Raw genomic sequence first — 14815 nt, forward strand, 5'->3', positions numbered from 1 at the left:
TTAGGGTCTCTGCCGTAAGTGCCGTTGTGTTTATGAAAACCATTGTTCCTGCTGTCTGGGTTTTGATCGGCCTGTTGAGTGCCTTCCACATGGGAGGCGTCGCCGTGGCGGCTTCAGCGCAGGAGAAGCCGGCCGCCAGTATTACCAAGGACACGCCGAAGAGCGCAGCGGCCAAGAAGGCTCCCGCCAAGAAAACAGCACCCGCGAAAAAAAAGCGCGCGCCTATCGCTTCCAAGAGCAAATCCGCCCACGAAGTCGCCAAGACGCCACTGCCTCCGGCCAAGCTGGATCTGAGCCTGCCCCATGGCATGGTCGAAGAGCTGCAACCTCCGGGCAAGGCGCCATTACCCAAGCGCGAGCCACTGCTGCCGGCGATGTTCGGAGAGAAGCCCGGTCCGTTCCAGCTTAACGGCCGCCTGTTGAGCAACGAGATGCAATTGCCGCTGCGCAATCAGGAGCGCAACGAGGTGGAAGGCGCCGCGCTCGAGTTCGAATTCAAGCAATAGGCCGGGCGCAGTCCTGCTGTTCGTCGTTGACTGCCCAGTCATCGCACCTTCTGCGAAAAAACACGGGGACGGTAATTTAAAACACCTGTTTTAGCCGTTACTCTGTTGTTGTTACCAATCATTACCTGTCGTGAGGTATTCCTCGTCATGAAGTGCCGTGAGGGCTGTGGCGCCTGTTGCATCGCCCCTTCCATCAGTTCGCCCATCCCGGGCATGCCCCAGGGCAAGCCGGCGGGAGAACGTTGCGTACAGTTGTCGGTCGATAATCTGTGCCAGATCTTCGGCCAACCGGAGCGCCCGGCGGTGTGCTCGGCGTTTGTGGCCGACATCGAGGTCTGCGGCAGCAGCAGCGACGAAGCCATTCGGTTGATTGGATGGTGGGAGCAGGTCACGGCAGCGTAGTGGGGCAATCGTCAAGACTGACATGAACGAACTTGGACAATAAGGAAAACAACCTATGGGTTCGCTGCATCGTATGGCTGTGTTGTGTGGTTTGACCGTGTTGTTGGCGACGGCTACCGCACAGGCAGAGGACTGGCAGGTCGCCAAGGACAAGGAAGGTATCCAGGTGTCACTCAGTGAAGTGACCGGTTCCAAATACAAGGCCTACCGTGGCGTGACCGTCATGAAGACCACCATGGCGAAATTGCGAGCCCTGCAGGAAGACGTGCCTGGTGCCTGCGCCTGGATTCATGAATGCAAGAGCCAGAAGCTGCTCAAGCATGAGGGCAACAAGAGCTGGACCTACACCCAGTTCAATACGCCTTGGCCGGTGACGTCCCGTGATTCCGTATTGGAAGTCACCACCGAGGAGGGCGCCGATGGCAGCTTGACTCGCAAGCTCAAGGGCGTACCGAGTTACGCACCGGAGGAGAAGGGCTTTGTACGTGTGACACAAGTCGACGGCTTCTGGACATTCACCCCCAAGGGTGCGGACCGAATCGAAGTGACCTATCAGGTCCACACCGAGCCGGGCGGCGACGTACCGTCCTGGCTGGCTAACAAGTTCGTGGTGGACGCGCCGTTCAACACGCTGAAAGCGTTGAAAGAGCGCGCCGAAAAATAACGGCTATCGTCTATGAAGAAACCGCCCTCGAGGCGGTTTTTTCATCTGTGCCGTCGGCAGCTCAGCGGAACGATTGTTTCGCCGTCAATGTCGAGATGAAGGCAAGCCCTGCCATGAATTGATCAAGGAGACACCGATGCCAAAGTGGGAAATCACTTTCGTTGACGATCACGGCGAAGCCATCGCCGAGCAGTTCGATTACGACCAGGAGCCCACCATGGAGCAGGCTGCCCAGTTGATCCGGCAGAAGCTGCTGCCGGTACCCGCCAAGCTTGACCTCAACGACCTGGAAGGTCGCACCGAAGACCCTACGCTCAAAAGTCTCAAAACCCAAAACAGCATTGAAATCATCAGCATTAAACCGATTTCATGAAAATCCTTGTCTGGTCCCGCTTGGCAGCGGCGATGACTTGAAGCTACTCTGCAATCGAGATCAGCGAAAGGATCGCCAAGGTCCGGTCTTGTCAGCTACATGCTTGTGTCCCGACGGTCAGTTGATGCCGTACTGCTTGTAACCGCAGGTTGCACGCACGGGAAGACGGAAAGTCTATCCATCGGTCTGAGGAGGACGTTTCATGAGCACAGCCTATCAAGAAGACATCAGCACCAGCGTGCTGCGCCGCATGAAAGAGGGCGGTTTCGATTTCTCCCAATTCCATCCCATCGAGTTCTACGCCATTTTCCCCGACGAGGAGCGGGCGCGCAGGGCGGCGGGTCATTTTCGCGGCGAATCGTTGAATGCGCAGATCAGTGCTCGCGAAGATGGAGCCTGGTCGTTGGAACTGAGCCGGGTGATGTACGCCACCTATGATGACATCGGCGACTTCGAGCTGAACTTCGAAGCCGTGGTGGAGCCGCTGGGTGGCATCATCGAAGGTTGGGGCGTCAAGCAGGAGATCCGGCGCCTGCAGGCCTGACATTTTCCTTGTGCCTCACAGCAACGGCTGACCTTTGTGTCGGCCGTTTTCATGTCTGGCATGTCCGCTGTTCATCACTGTGCCCTCTCTATCTTGACTATGCTCAGGGATAGCGACGTCCTGCGTCGCAATGAAGCGAGGCAAGCCGGATAGGGATATCCGCTGCACCACAAGGGTGCCCGGCCTGTCGAGGGATAAACCAAGCTGTTGATCATAAAGCGTTTATGCCGCTGGCACGGGCCTTGCGACGCCTGAGCCGGGGTGACAAGGAGTACGGCATGATCCGCACTGGTTTTGATGAAATGTACGATGCCGACGGCCAGGTCCGCCCACATTATCGAGCGTTCGCCCAATGGCTGGCCGAAACGCCCGACGAGCTCCTGGCACAACGGCGACGCGAGGCCGACCTGTTGTTTCATCGCGCCGGCATCACGTTCACGCTTTACGGCGATGAGCAGGGAACGGAGCGCCTGATCCCTTTCGATACCATTCCGCGCAGCATTCCCGCCAGTGAATGGCGAATGGTCGAACGTGGATGTATCCAGCGGGTCAAGGCGCTGAACATGTTCCTGGCCGACCTTTATCACGAACAGCGGATCATTCGGGCCGGCATCATTCCGGCCGAGCAGGTCCTGGCCAACGATCAATATCAACTGGCGATGCAGGGGCTGGATCTGCATCGCGATGTCTATGCCCACATTTGCGGTGTCGATCTGGTGCGCGACGGTGACGGCACGTACTACGTGCTCGAGGACAATCTGCGTACGCCCAGCGGCGTCAGCTACATGCTCGAAGACCGCAAGATGATGATGCGCCTGTTCCCCGAACTGTTCGCCGCCCAACGCATTGCACCGATCGACCATTATCCGAACCTGCTGCTCGATACGCTGAAAAGCGCCAGTCACTTGGACGACCCAAGCGTCGTGGTCCTGACCCCCGGGCGTTTCAACAGTGCGTTTTTCGAACACGCCTTCCTCGCCCGTGAGATGGGCGTCGAGCTGGTGGAGGGCGCGGATCTGTTCGTGCGTGACGACAAGGTCTTCATGCGCACCACGGACGGACCGAAAGCCGTTGACGTGATCTACCGTCGCCTCGATGACGCCTTCCTCGATCCGCTGGCCTTCAATCCGCAGTCGATGCTCGGCGTGCCGGGGCTGCTGTCCTCCTACCGTTCGGGCAACGTGGTGTTGGCCAACGCCATCGGCACAGGTGTGGCGGATGACAAATCGGTGTATCCGTTTGTCACCGACATGATCCGTTTCTACCTGGACGAGGAGCCGATCCTGAACAACGTCCCCACCTGGCAATGTCGTAACCCCGCTGAACTTTCCCATGTGCTGGCGAACCTTGCGGACCTGGTCGTCAAGGAAACCCAAGGCTCCGGCGGTTACGGCATGCTGGTGGGGCCAGCCTCGACGACGGCGCAGATCGACGCCTTCCGCGAGCGGATCAAGGCCAAGCCGCATGCGTACATCGCTCAACCAACGTTGTCCTTGTCGACGTGCCCGACCTTTGTCGAAAACGGCATCGCGCCGCGCCATATCGATTTGCGTCCGTTTGTCCTGGCGGGGCGAGAAACCCGCGTGGTGCCGGGTGGCCTGACCCGCGTGGCGCTGCGCGAAGGTTCCCTGGTGGTGAATTCTTCACAGGGCGGAGGCACCAAGGACACTTGGGTGGTCGAGGAATGAAGGAGCTGCCATGTTAAGCAGGACCGCCTCGGACTTGTATTGGATGTCGCGTTATCTGGAGCGCGCGGAAAACCTCGCGCGGATGCTCGACGTCAGTTATTCGCTGTCATTGATGCCCCAGGATGGGCGCGGCGACGGCTTGCATGAACTGGCCATGCCATTGCTCATTACCGGCACGCTGGATGACTACCGGGACAGGCACGGCGATCTGCACGCCGAGCGCCTGCTGCATTTTTTCGCCCTGGAGGCGGCCAACCCCGCCAGTATCTACAGTTGCCTGGGTTCCGCACGTGCCAGTGCCCATGCGGTGCGTGGCCGAATCACCGCCGACATGTGGGAAAACGTGAACGCCACCTGGCTGGAAATTCGCCAGATCGCCGAGCTGGGCCTGGGTCGCTACGGCATGAGCCGTTTCTGCGAATGGATCAAGGAGCGGTCCCATCTGTTTCGCGGCGCCACCTACGGCACCATCATGCGCAACGATGCGTTCAGGTTCATACGCCTGGGAACGTTCATCGAAAGGGCCGACAACACCCTGCGCCTGCTCGACGCCCGCTACGAAATGGCCGGCGACCAGGCCCATGCTGTCAACGACGGCACCGCCCACGCCTACTATCAATGGAGCGCGTTGTTGCGAGCGCTGTCTTCCTTCGAGGCCTACACCGAAATCTACCGTGACGCCCCCGGTGCCCGGCATGTGGCTGAACTGCTGTTGTTGCGTGCCGACGTCCCGCGCTCCTTGCGGGCCTGCACCGAAGAGATCGACCAGATTCTCGCCAGCCTGCCCGGCAGCAACGGTCGGCAGGCCCAACGCCTGGCGGCGGAGATGGACGCACGCCTGCGCTATACCGGCATCAATGAAATCCTCGACGGTGGGCTGCACGCCTGGCTCACCGAATTCATCCCACTGGTCCGTGAACTGGGCAATGCCATTCACAGTTCCTACCTGGAGGTCATATGAGACTCTCGATCAGCCACGAAACGGCCTACCACTATGAAGACCAGGTTCGCGCAAGCATTCAGTACCTGCGCCTGACGCCGCACGACAGCGAACGCCAGCACGTGCTGAGCTGGCAGCTGGACCTGCCTCGACCGGTGCGGTCGCAGCTCGATCCGTTCGGCAACATCCTTCATGTGCTGACGCTGGACGAGCCCCACGAAACCATCATCATCGGTGCCCGTGGCCAGGTGGATATCGACCCGTCGCGTGAAGCCGAGCACGAAAGCCAATCGGCGCTGCCCTTCCTGCGTTTCACCCGGCTCACCGAAGCGGACGAAGCCCTTCGCTCCTTCGCCCAGGCGCAGTGCAAGCAGCGTCGCGATCGTGTGGCGCTGATCGATTTGATGCACGGGCTCAACCAACATATGACCTACACACCGGGCTCCACCGAAGTGGAGACCAGCGCGGCCCAGGCGTTTGCCGGTCGCAGCGGAGTTTGCCAGGACCATGCCCATGCGTTCCTGGCGTGCGCCCGCAGCCTGGGCGTGCCGGCGCGTTATGTGTCGGGTTATCTGTTCAACGAAGACAGCGAACACCTGGCGAGCCATGCCTGGGCCGAAGCATGGCTCGATGACGCCTGGTACAGCTTCGACGTGACCAACCAACTGGCCCGTCCGGAGCGACACTTGAAATTGGCGGTAGGCCTGGATTACCTGGACGCCTGCCCGGTGCGTGGCATGCGCCGTGGCGGCGGGTTTGAACAGATGCACGCCAAGGTGCTGGTGACGCCGGCTCCGGTGATTACGGCGCAGCAGCAGTAAACGATCCAGCTCTTGTGGCGACGAGCTTGCTCCCGCTGTGTAGGAGCTGCCGAGCGAAGCGAGGCTGCGATCTTTAGATCCTTGGCTTGGAGCTCAAATGTCTGGAAAAGATCGCAGCCTCGCTTTGCTCGACAGCTCCTACAAGGGCCAGCGGGACTGGCTTAGACAAAACAAGCTGATCTATTGACCCAACGGCTGCTTGCGCCCCGCCATATGCTTCAAATACCCCACCAGCAAATCCAGCTCCGAATCCGGCAGCACTGTCGCCGAGAATCCGGGCATTTTCCCCTGGGGCCAGTGACGCATGCCCTGCGGGTCACGGATGTAGCGCTTGAGGAAATCCCCCGAGAAATATTCCGTAGGGTTGAAAGGAATGTTCAGGTCCGGACCGAACTGCGCATCCCCCGCGCCGTTGAGGCGGTGGCAGGCCAGGCAGTTCTTCTGGAACAGTTCGAACCCCTTGTTCACCGGATCATCCTTGGCCAGGTCGGGCGAGGGCAGCAGGGCAGGGAAGCGATCGGCCACCGCTGACAGGCGCTTGATGCTTGCCACCGCGTACGGCCATTGTTCAGGGCTGATATGGCCGGCTTGAGGATCGGTCCAGACCAGATAGAACGGTCCGGCGCTTTTCTTGCCGTCCCCGAGCGGCGGCCATGGCTTGGCCGGGTCTTCGATGGCCAGCCACGCCCTCGCGCCGGTCTTGTTGAGCAACGGTGCGGCGGGCAGTTCGGCGGCAAAGCCGTCCAGCGCCACGGCCTGGAGATGGTCGTTCGCCTGGACACCGGTCAACAGCGCGGCCAGCGGCACGGCGCGATAATTCATCGGCTTTTTGTAGGAGACATCTTCGGCAATCTGGACCGTCCGCGCTTCAGGATGCTTGAGCAGCGCCTCGGTTTGCCACGTACGCGTATTCGCGCCCAGCTCCAACACCAGCTGTGCGGCATAAAGGGGCGAGCTGAGCAGCAGCGCCCCCATCACGATGAGGACTTTCAAATGAGTCGCCTTCCATGTCGAGAGGGAAGCGCAAAGGGTGGCACAACCACCGTCGCTGGAACAGCGTTCGCTTACCGGCGTGGATGATGCAACTCATGAATGGTGTGGACACCATGCGCCCGTCAGCCGATGACCTTGGTGATATTCGGCAAGATCAACAGCAGTGTCGTGGCGAAGAGAATGAGTCCGGCTTGGCGAACTTTCGAATGTTTGAACATGGCTGACCCGCCTTTTTTGTTATTTCCTGAGGCCAGCCTGCATTACTCCATGACGGCTGGCATTGCACTTCCTGTCTGACAAGCGCCCCGGCAAAACCCGACGACTTTTCTTGTACAAGCTTTACATTAGGGGCCGCAGCCGACTTGGCTTAGATCCAATTCATATGGACTTCTTGCTGAACGCTATAAAAAAGACATGAGGCCTATTGCCACCTTCCTGCAGGCCCTTTTGCTAGACAGCTTGCTTACCTGAATCGGTTAACCCGATAGCACGCTACCGTTCGTCTGAGCGTGGCTGTCAACGTCGTTGAGCGCTGGAGTCATTGAATCCAGCGCCGCTGGGCTTATGGTTGCAGGTGTAGTTTTGTCCCCACGGCGGTTCGAGGATGTCATGACCGAAGCTTTTATTTTTGACGCATTACGCACGCCGCGTGGCAAAGGAAAACCTGACGGCGCCCTGTATACCGTCAAGCCGGTGAACCTGGTCAGCGGCCTGTTGACCGCGTTGCGCCAGCGTATGAGCCTGGACACGGGCCATGTGAACGACATCGTGCTCGGCTGCGTGACGCCGATAGGTGATCAAGGCGCGGATATCGCCAAAACCGCTGCCTTGGTGGCCGATTGGGATGTCAGCGTGCCCGGCGTGCAGCTCAACCGCTTTTGCGCCTCGGGCCTGGAAGCGGTGAACCTGGCTGCGATGAAAGTGCGTTCCGGTTTCGAAGACCTGGTGGTGGCTGGCGGCGTCGAGTCCATGTCACGGGTGCCGATGGGCAGCGATGCCGGCGCCTGGGCGTTGGACCCGCAGTCCAACCTGCATGGTCATTTCGTTCCCCAGGGCATCGGCGCCGACCTGATCGCTACCCTCGAAGGTTTCAGTCGCGAGGACGTCGACACCTTTGCATTGCAGTCCCAGCATAAAGCCGCGCGGGCGCGGGAAAACGGTTCGTTCGATAAATCCCTGGTGGCGGTGCGGGACCAGAGCGGCATCGTGCTGCTGGACCATGACGAGTTCATTCGCGCCGACTCGACGCTGGAAGGCCTGGGCAAACTCCGGCCGAGTTTCGAGGCGATGGGGCAGATGGGCTTCGACGCGACGGCGTTGCGGGTCTACAGCCATGTCGAACGGATCCATCACGTGCACACCCCAGGCAACAGCTCGGGCATCGTCGACGGCGCGGCGCTGATGCTCATCGGTTCCGAGGCAAAGGGACGCGAGCTGGGCCTGCAACCCCGGGCCCGAATCGTCGCTACCGCCGTCATCAGCACCGAGCCGACCATCATGCTCACCGGCCCGGCCCCGGCCACCCGCAAGGCCTTGGCGAAAGCCGGGCTGCGGGTCGAGGACATCGACTTGTTCGAGGTCAACGAAGCCTTCGCCTCGGTGGTGCTCAAATTCATCAAGGACATGGTCATCGACCCCGCCAAGGTCAACGTCAACGGCGGCTCCATCGCCATGGGCCATCCGCTGGGCGCCACCGGGTGCGCCATCCTCGGCACGCTGCTGGATGAGCTGGAGGCGCGTCGCCTGCGTTATGGCCTGGCGACGCTGTGTGTCGGCGGTGGCATGGGCATCGCCACCATCATCGAACGCCTCTGAGCCTGGATTTCAAGGAACATTTTTCATGACCGATGCCATTCGTTACGAAACCGGCCCGGACCGGATCGTCGTCCTGACGCTGGATATGCCAGGCCAGAGCGCCAACACCATGAACGCGATGTACCGCGAGGCGATGGCGGCCTGCGTTGCGCGTCTCGCCGTCGAGAAAGACTCGATCGCCGGCGTGATCATCACGTCGGCCAAGCAAACCTTTTTTGCCGGTGGCGACCTGAACGAGCTGATTCAGGTCGGACCATCCCAGGCCAAGGCCTTCTACGAAACCGTGCTGGGTCTCAAGGCACAACTGCGCACACTGGAAACCCTCGGCAAACCGGTGGTTGCCGCTATCAACGGTGCGGCCCTGGGCGGTGGCTGGGAAATCTGCCTCGCGTGTCATCACCGCGTGGCGCTGGATCACCCGTCGGTGCTGATCGGCCTGCCGGAAGTGACCCTTGGCCTGTTGCCGGGCGGCGGTGGCGTGGTGCGGATGGTGCGCTTGCTTGGTTTGGAAAAGGCATTGCCGTATCTGCTCGAAGGCAAGCGGATTCGACCGCAACAAGCACTGCAGGCCGGCCTGATCGATGAACTGGCGGCGGACCGCGACGACCTGCTTACCAAGGCTCGCGCCTGGATTCTCGCCAACCCGAGCGTAGTGCAACCTTGGGATACGAAAGGCTATCGGATTCCGGGCGGGACACCGTCCGATCCTGCCGTCGCCCAGACGCTGGCGATCGCACCTTCGATCCTGCGCAGCAAGACCCAGGGTTGCCTGCCGGCCCCGGAGAAAATTCTCTGCGCCGCAGTGGAAGGGGCGCAGGTGACGTTTGACGCGGCCCATCTGATCGAAACCCGTTACTTCACCGAACTGGTGACCGGCCAGGTGGCGAAGAACCTGATCGGCACCTTCTGGTTTCAACTCAACGAGATCAAGGCTGGCGGTTCCCGCCCACACGGTTTTGCGCCTTTTCTGACAAGAAAAGTCGCGGTGCTCGGCGCCGGGATGATGGGGGCGGGTATTGCCCATGTCAGTGCTGCGGCGGGCATAGACGTGGTGCTCAAGGACATCGACCTGGCCGCCGCGCAAAAAGCCAAGGCTCGTTGCGCGACGCTGCTGGACAAGCAAGTCGCATGCGGCCAGCTCACCGCTGCTCAGCGTGACGCCACGTTGGCGCGAATCCACCCCACCGACAGCGATGCCGACCTGACCGGTTGCGAATTGATCATCGAGGCGGTCTTCGAGGACCGTGCCCTGAAGGCCAACGTGACCGCCGCAGCCCAAGCGGTGGCGGGGCCTGATGCGGTGATCGCGTCGAATACGTCAACGCTGCCCATCACCGGCCTGGCCAAGGCCATACCAGATGAAAGCAAGTTTATCGGCCTGCATTTCTTCAGCCCGGTGGAAAAGATGCCCTTGGTCGAAATCATCCGGGGGGCTCGTACCAGCGATGAGACGCTGGCCCGAGGCTTCGATTTCGTTCGGCAAATCGACAAGATTCCCATTGTCGTCAACGACAGCCGTGGGTTTTTCACGTCGCGGGTCTTCGGTACCTTCATCCATGAAGGCATCGCCATGCTCGGCGAAGGCGTGAGTGCACCGATGATCGAAACCGAGGCGCAAAAGGCCGGTATGCCGGTTGGGCCGTTGGCTGTTTCCGACGAAGTTGCCCTCAGCCTGATGAGCCATATCCGCAAGCAAACCGCCCAAGACTTACAAGCGGAAGGGAAAGCGCCGACGGAGCATCCCGCATTCGCCGTGATCGACCTGCTGCTCGAATACAAGCGACCGGGGAAGGCGGGTGGGGCCGGTTTCTACGAGTATCCAGAGCAAGGGCAGAAGTACCTCTGGCCGGTGCTCAAGGAGCGTTTCGAGAACACCGCCGGGCAAATCCAGGCTCAGGATATACGTGACCGACTGTTATTCATCCAGGCCCTGGAAACCGTTCGTTGCGTGGAGGAAGGCGTCGTCACTTCGACGGCCGACGCCAATATCGGCTCGGTCCTTGGCATCGGATTCGCGTCTTGGACGGGAGGCGCGTTGCAGTTCATCAACCAGTACGGCTTGCCGGCATTTATCGCCCGCTGCCAATACTTGGCCGAACAATATGGCGAACGTTTCTCGCCGCCGGCCTTGTTGTTGGAAAAAGCCGCCAGGCACGCGCGGTTCTGACGGCGGGGGCTTGCCTTGGGACGGTGTTTCAAGGCAGGCTCTGGGGTGTGCAATATTCCCATCATCGTGTCAGGTATTTTTTATGTCGCTACGCATCTGCATACTGGAAACCGATATCCTGCGTCCGGAACTGGTCGATCAATATCAGGGTTACGGGCAGATGTTCCAGCGCCTGTTCTCGCAACAGCCCATCGCGGCTGACTTCATCGTCTACAACGTGATGGAAGGGCAATACCCCAGCGATGACGAACAGTTCGACGCGTACCTGGTGACCGGCAGCAAGGCCGACTCCTTCGGCACTGATCCGTGGATCCAGACCCTCAAGACCTACCTCATGGACCGCTACCAGCGTGGCGACAAGTTGCTGGGCGTCTGCTTTGGTCATCAACTGTTGGCGTTGCTGCTGGGCGGCAAGACCGAACGGGCCAGCCAGGGTTGGGGTGTGGGCACTCATCGCTACACACTCGCGGCCAAGGCGCCTTGGATGAGCCCGGTGATGGAAGAGTTGACCCTGTTGATCAGTCATCAGGACCAAGTGACCGAGCTGCCGGAAAATGCCACGGTCATCGCCTCGAGCGATTTCTGCCCGTTCGCGGCCTATCACATCAATGACCAGGTCCTGTGCTTCCAGGGTCACCCGGAATTCATCCACGATTATTCCCGGGCCTTGCTGGAAATCCGCCAGCAGCACCTCGGCGAGAAGATCTACAGCCAGGGCGTGGCAAGCCTCGAACAGGAACACCACGGCACGACGGTGGCTGAATGGATGATGCGTTTTGTTGCGCACAAGCCGCAGGCCGAAGCGGCTCAGGGCTGATCGTCAGGGCGATCCCACACTCCATGATGGTTGATCAAGTGTGGGAGCGAGCTTGCTCGCGATGAAGGTCGCGCAAATCCCACTGGAAAACACCTACAACCACCCCGACCGCTTGAAACTCCCCCACAACGCTGTACATCCCACAGCGATAAACCCGAGCACGGCGAAATACCCGTAATGCCAGCCCAACTCCGGCATGTTCTGGAAGTTCATCCCATAGATCCCGGCCACTGCGGTGGGAAACGCCAGGATGGCCGCCCAGGCCGCGAACTTGCGTTGCACCACGCTCTGGCGTGAAGCTTCGAGCAGCACGCCGATTTCGATGGTCTGGCTGGCGATGTCCGCCAGGGTCGCCAGGTCTTCCATCTGCCGCGTGACGTGGATCTGCACATCGCGGAAATACGGCCCCATGTTCTTGTCGATGAACGGAAAATCCAAGCGCTGCAGTTCTTCGCTGATCTCCACCATCGGCGCCGCGTAGCGACGCAGGCGCAGCACGTCGCGGCGCAGGCTGTGAAGGTTCTGGATGTCGCGCTCGTTCAGGGCGCTGCAGAGCACGTTGCGCTCAAGTTCATCGATCTCGGCATGAATGGCTTCGCCTACCGGCTGGTAGTTTTCAATGACGAAATCGAGAATCGCGTAGAGCACGAAATCCTCCCCATGTTCCAGCAGGAGTGGACGTGCCTCACAGCGCTGCCGGACATGGGCGTAGGAAGCCGAGTGACCGTTGCGGGCGGTGATGATGTAGCCCTTGCCGGCGAATATGTGGGTTTCGATGAACTGCAGCTTGCCGTCCTTGCGCACCGGCGAATACGTGACGATGAACAGCGCATCGCCAAAGGTCTCCAGCTTCGGACGACTGTGTTTCTCCATGGCGTCTTCGATCGCCAGCTCGTGCAGGTTGAACTGGCGTTGCAGGTTGGTCAGTTCCAGCGTGCTGGGCTCTTCGAGGCCGATCCAAACGAAATGTCCTGGTTTCGCAGCCCAGGCGCTGCCTTCGTCGAGGGTTATATTGGTGACTTTCTTACCGGCGCTATAAACCGCAGCCGCAACGACTCTACCCATGATGATGGTTCACTTCTTCTTGGAAATTGGCAGTGATACAGGCACCGTCCAGCTTAGCGCGCCATGTTGCTTGAGAGTCAGTGAAATTCGCTGGGTTCGCCGCAAAAGAAAACCCGCCGTATGGGCGGGTTTCCTGTCAGGCGACCTGCAACTGCCGGTCCATCGTGTCGATGCACGCTTGCATCTGCTCGCGGCATTGGGCGATGAGGCGGGGCATGTCCTCCATGCTCAGACCTGTTGTAGGAATCGCCGGCAGCGAGCGTATGAGAATGTCACCACTGCGCCAGCGATTAAGGCGCATGTGCTTGATATAGGTGCTGACACACACAGGGATAATCGGCACCCCGGCGGCAATCGCCATCTGAAATGCGCCTTTCTTGAACGGCAGCAACGCTTCGCCCAGGTTGCGCGTGCCTTCCGGGAATACCCAGATGGAGGTGTCCTCATGCTGCAGCGTATGGGTGGTGGTGAGCATCGCCTTGCGCGCCTTGATCGCATTGCCGCGGTCAATCAACACATTGCCCGCCAGCCAGAACAACTGACCGAACAGCGGCACCCATTTCAGGCTTTTCTTGCCAATGCACACCGTGCGGCGCGGCACCACATTACCGAATACGAACAGATCGTAGTTGGATTGATGATTGGCGATGATCACGCAGCTCTGGGATTTGTTTACCAGCGTGTCGACCTCGGCCTTGACCCGCAGGCGCAGGAACCACATGGCAGGCAACGCATACAGCCGGGCGCATAAACGGCTGTTGTCAGGGTTGAACGGCCGGCACAGGCCAAGAATCACACCCACCACCCCCGCCAGGACAAAATGCAGGCCCATCAAACACATACGCAACGTAAACAACATCAACAAGCCCCGCCGGGACAAAAGGTGGCGCAGTGTACGGATGTGCACTGTTTTCGGCAATTGCCCCTGTAGAGGTAGGAGATAGGCGATGTTTAAGCGTATGTTTCTAAACAGCGCGTAGGAAGCGGGTTAGAGCGGCCGCAGGGTCAGGTCCACCTTGGGTGGAAAAAGATCCGGTTGACCCGTGGCGGGGCGCCCGCTTTCACTTGGCCTGGAGCTGGCGAGTGCAACGAGACTGCGATCTTTCACCTGACATTGGAATTTCAAGCGAACGAAAGACCAAAGATCGCAGCCTTCGGCAGCTTTACGTCCCGCCGAACGGGAGCAAGCGCCCTCGCCACGGTTCAGCCCATATGCTCCTGATCCAGCAGGATCGCGCTGTCCAACGCATCCAGCAGCGCCTTGCGGACCTTGAGCTTGGTGTTCTTGTGGGCGGTCATGTTGATCTTCTTCAACTGACGCGCGGCTTCCAATGCCGCCGCTTGCAGCTCATCAGGCGAGACCACCTTGTCGAGGAAACCCGCGTCCACGGCGCTCTGCGGATTAAACATCTCGCCATTGATCACCGAGCGGTGGAACGCCGACTTGCGCAAGCGATCGCGGGCCAGTTCGATACCGGCGTGGTGCATGGTCATGCCGATCTGCACTTCGTTCAGGCCGATGGTGAACGGCCCCTCGACACCAATGCGGTAATCCGCTGACAACAACAGGAAGGCACCCTTGGCCACGGCATGCCCAGGGCACGCGACGACGACAGGGAAGGGGTGCGACAACAGGCGGCGGGCCAGGGTCGAGCCGGACGCCACCAGGCTTACCGCTTCCTTCGGGCCGGCAGTCATCACTTTCAAATCGTAACCGCCCGACAGAATCCCCGGCTGCCCGGTAATGATCACCACCGCGCGATCGGCCACCGCCTGGTCCAGCGCGGCGTTGAACGCGACGATCACATCAGGCGAAATGGCATTGACCTTGCCGTTGTTCAAGGTCAGGGTCGCGATACCGTCTTCGAGATGGTAGGCAATCAGGTCGCTCATGACGCTATTCCTTGTAAGAGAAGTGGAGCAGACGTTACCCACCGTCGCAGGCCAGGTAAAGCGCCGTGACTGACTCACCGGTCAGCCCTGCCTTCTATAAACAGCCCGCCCCGCCCCAAGGGCCGCG

15 protein-coding genes are annotated in these 14815 nt (G+C 60.1%); 11 read left to right on the forward strand and 4 right to left on the reverse strand.

The window, feature by feature from the left end:
- Positions 1-32 precede the first annotated feature (32 nt).
- The 8 genes from KSS97_RS09230 to KSS97_RS09265 all read left to right on the forward strand — a co-directional run bounded on the left by KSS97_RS09230 (position 33) and on the right by KSS97_RS09265 (position 5938).
- On the forward strand, positions 33-506 hold the full coding sequence (locus KSS97_RS09230) for a hypothetical protein (protein WP_030137742.1): 474 nt from the start codon (positions 33-35) through the stop codon (positions 504-506).
- Positions 507-653: 147 nt separating this feature from the next.
- Complete coding sequence (locus KSS97_RS09235) at positions 654-908, forward strand: YkgJ family cysteine cluster protein (RefSeq protein WP_030137743.1); 255 nt, start codon at positions 654-656, stop codon at positions 906-908.
- 55 nt (positions 909-963) lie between these two features.
- Positions 964-1572 (forward strand): START domain-containing protein, encoded by a 609-nt coding sequence (locus tag KSS97_RS09240; RefSeq protein ID WP_217861494.1) that lies wholly within the window; start codon positions 964-966, stop codon positions 1570-1572.
- Positions 1573-1708: 136 nt separating this feature from the next.
- Positions 1709-1945: a hypothetical protein gene (locus KSS97_RS09245; protein WP_030137745.1), complete on the forward strand. Its 237-nt coding sequence runs from the start codon at positions 1709-1711 to the stop codon at positions 1943-1945.
- Between the two features lie 202 nt (positions 1946-2147).
- Complete coding sequence (locus KSS97_RS09250) at positions 2148-2489, forward strand: ribonuclease E inhibitor RraB (RefSeq protein ID WP_030137746.1); 342 nt, start codon at positions 2148-2150, stop codon at positions 2487-2489.
- A 278-nt stretch (positions 2490-2767) separates the two neighbouring features.
- Positions 2768-4177 (forward strand): circularly permuted type 2 ATP-grasp protein, encoded by a 1410-nt coding sequence (locus tag KSS97_RS09255; RefSeq protein ID WP_030137747.1) that lies wholly within the window; start codon positions 2768-2770, stop codon positions 4175-4177.
- 10 nt (positions 4178-4187) lie between these two features.
- Complete coding sequence (locus KSS97_RS09260; protein ID WP_030137748.1) at positions 4188-5138, forward strand: alpha-E domain-containing protein; 951 nt, start codon at positions 4188-4190, stop codon at positions 5136-5138.
- The gene (locus KSS97_RS09265; protein WP_030137749.1) at positions 5135-5938 is read left to right on the forward strand and encodes a transglutaminase family protein; all 804 of its coding nucleotides are present in this window, start codon (positions 5135-5137) and stop codon (positions 5936-5938) included. The genes KSS97_RS09260 and KSS97_RS09265 overlap by 4 nt, the downstream gene beginning before the upstream one ends.
- Before the next feature lie 180 nt (positions 5939-6118).
- Here KSS97_RS09265 and KSS97_RS09270 read toward each other — a convergent pair whose 3' ends face one another.
- Positions 6119-6931: a c-type cytochrome gene (locus KSS97_RS09270; RefSeq protein WP_030137750.1), complete on the reverse strand. Its 813-nt coding sequence runs from the start codon at positions 6929-6931 to the stop codon at positions 6119-6121.
- Between the two features lie 609 nt (positions 6932-7540).
- Between KSS97_RS09270 and KSS97_RS09275 the strand changes: the two genes are divergently transcribed.
- The 3 genes from KSS97_RS09275 (at position 7541) to KSS97_RS09285 (ending at position 11730) form a co-directional block, all read left to right on the forward strand.
- Complete coding sequence (locus KSS97_RS09275) at positions 7541-8746, forward strand: acetyl-CoA C-acetyltransferase (RefSeq protein WP_217861495.1); 1206 nt, start codon at positions 7541-7543, stop codon at positions 8744-8746.
- 25 nt (positions 8747-8771) lie between these two features.
- Positions 8772-10913 carry a 3-hydroxyacyl-CoA dehydrogenase NAD-binding domain-containing protein gene (locus KSS97_RS09280; protein ID WP_217861496.1) on the forward strand — a complete coding sequence of 714 codons (2142 nt, stop codon included), beginning with the start codon at positions 8772-8774 and terminating at the stop codon, positions 10911-10913.
- Positions 10914-10995: 82 nt separating this feature from the next.
- A complete protein-coding gene (locus KSS97_RS09285; protein WP_030137753.1) occupies positions 10996-11730 on the forward strand; it encodes an amidotransferase in 735 nt (244 codons plus the stop codon).
- Positions 11731-11823: 93 nt separating this feature from the next.
- On the opposite strand, the gene KSS97_RS09290 is transcribed toward KSS97_RS09285, so the two are convergent.
- From KSS97_RS09290 to KSS97_RS09300, 3 genes are all read right to left on the reverse strand, one after another.
- Positions 11824-12795, reverse strand: a complete 972-nt coding sequence (locus tag KSS97_RS09290) for a magnesium and cobalt transport protein CorA (RefSeq protein ID WP_030137754.1) — start codon at positions 12793-12795, stop codon at positions 11824-11826.
- A gap of 136 nt (positions 12796-12931) precedes the next feature.
- A complete protein-coding gene (locus tag KSS97_RS09295; RefSeq protein ID WP_030137755.1) occupies positions 12932-13654 on the reverse strand; it encodes a lysophospholipid acyltransferase family protein in 723 nt (240 codons plus the stop codon).
- Positions 13655-13998: 344 nt separating this feature from the next.
- The gene (locus KSS97_RS09300; RefSeq protein ID WP_030137756.1) at positions 13999-14688 is read right to left on the reverse strand and encodes a crotonase/enoyl-CoA hydratase family protein; all 690 of its coding nucleotides are present in this window, start codon (positions 14686-14688) and stop codon (positions 13999-14001) included.
- Positions 14689-14815: the final 127 nt, after the last annotated feature.

This window comes from Pseudomonas alvandae, assembly GCF_019141525.1.
Classification (GTDB): Bacteria; Pseudomonadota; Gammaproteobacteria; order Pseudomonadales; family Pseudomonadaceae; genus Aquipseudomonas; species Aquipseudomonas alvandae.

What these genes read in the sequence shown, in the direction of transcription:
- KSS97_RS09260 (WP_030137748.1), top strand. Translation starts at nt 4,188, where the DNA reads ATGTTAAGCAGGACCGCCTCGGACTTGTATTGGATGTCGCGTTATCTG.
- KSS97_RS09235 (WP_030137743.1), top strand. Translation starts at nt 654, where the DNA reads ATGAAGTGCCGTGAGGGCTGTGGCGCCTGTTGCATCGCCCCTTCCATC.
- KSS97_RS09275 (WP_217861495.1), top strand. Translation starts at nt 7,541, where the DNA reads ATGACCGAAGCTTTTATTTTTGACGCATTACGCACGCCGCGTGGCAAA.
- KSS97_RS09300 (WP_030137756.1), bottom strand. Translation starts at nt 14,688, where the DNA reads ATGAGCGACCTGATTGCCTACCATCTCGAAGACGGTATCGCGACCCTG.
- KSS97_RS09240 (WP_217861494.1), top strand. Translation starts at nt 964, where the DNA reads ATGGGTTCGCTGCATCGTATGGCTGTGTTGTGTGGTTTGACCGTGTTG.
- KSS97_RS09230 (WP_030137742.1), top strand. Translation starts at nt 33, where the DNA reads ATGAAAACCATTGTTCCTGCTGTCTGGGTTTTGATCGGCCTGTTGAGT.
- KSS97_RS09265 (WP_030137749.1), top strand. Translation starts at nt 5,135, where the DNA reads ATGAGACTCTCGATCAGCCACGAAACGGCCTACCACTATGAAGACCAG.
- KSS97_RS09290 (WP_030137754.1), bottom strand. Translation starts at nt 12,795, where the DNA reads ATGGGTAGAGTCGTTGCGGCTGCGGTTTATAGCGCCGGTAAGAAAGTC.
- KSS97_RS09285 (WP_030137753.1), top strand. Translation starts at nt 10,996, where the DNA reads ATGTCGCTACGCATCTGCATACTGGAAACCGATATCCTGCGTCCGGAA.
- KSS97_RS09280 (WP_217861496.1), top strand. Translation starts at nt 8,772, where the DNA reads ATGACCGATGCCATTCGTTACGAAACCGGCCCGGACCGGATCGTCGTC.
- KSS97_RS09255 (WP_030137747.1), top strand. Translation starts at nt 2,768, where the DNA reads ATGATCCGCACTGGTTTTGATGAAATGTACGATGCCGACGGCCAGGTC.
- KSS97_RS09250 (WP_030137746.1), top strand. Translation starts at nt 2,148, where the DNA reads ATGAGCACAGCCTATCAAGAAGACATCAGCACCAGCGTGCTGCGCCGC.
- KSS97_RS09295 (WP_030137755.1), bottom strand. Translation starts at nt 13,654, where the DNA reads ATGTTGTTTACGTTGCGTATGTGTTTGATGGGCCTGCATTTTGTCCTG.
- KSS97_RS09245 (WP_030137745.1), top strand. Translation starts at nt 1,709, where the DNA reads ATGCCAAAGTGGGAAATCACTTTCGTTGACGATCACGGCGAAGCCATC.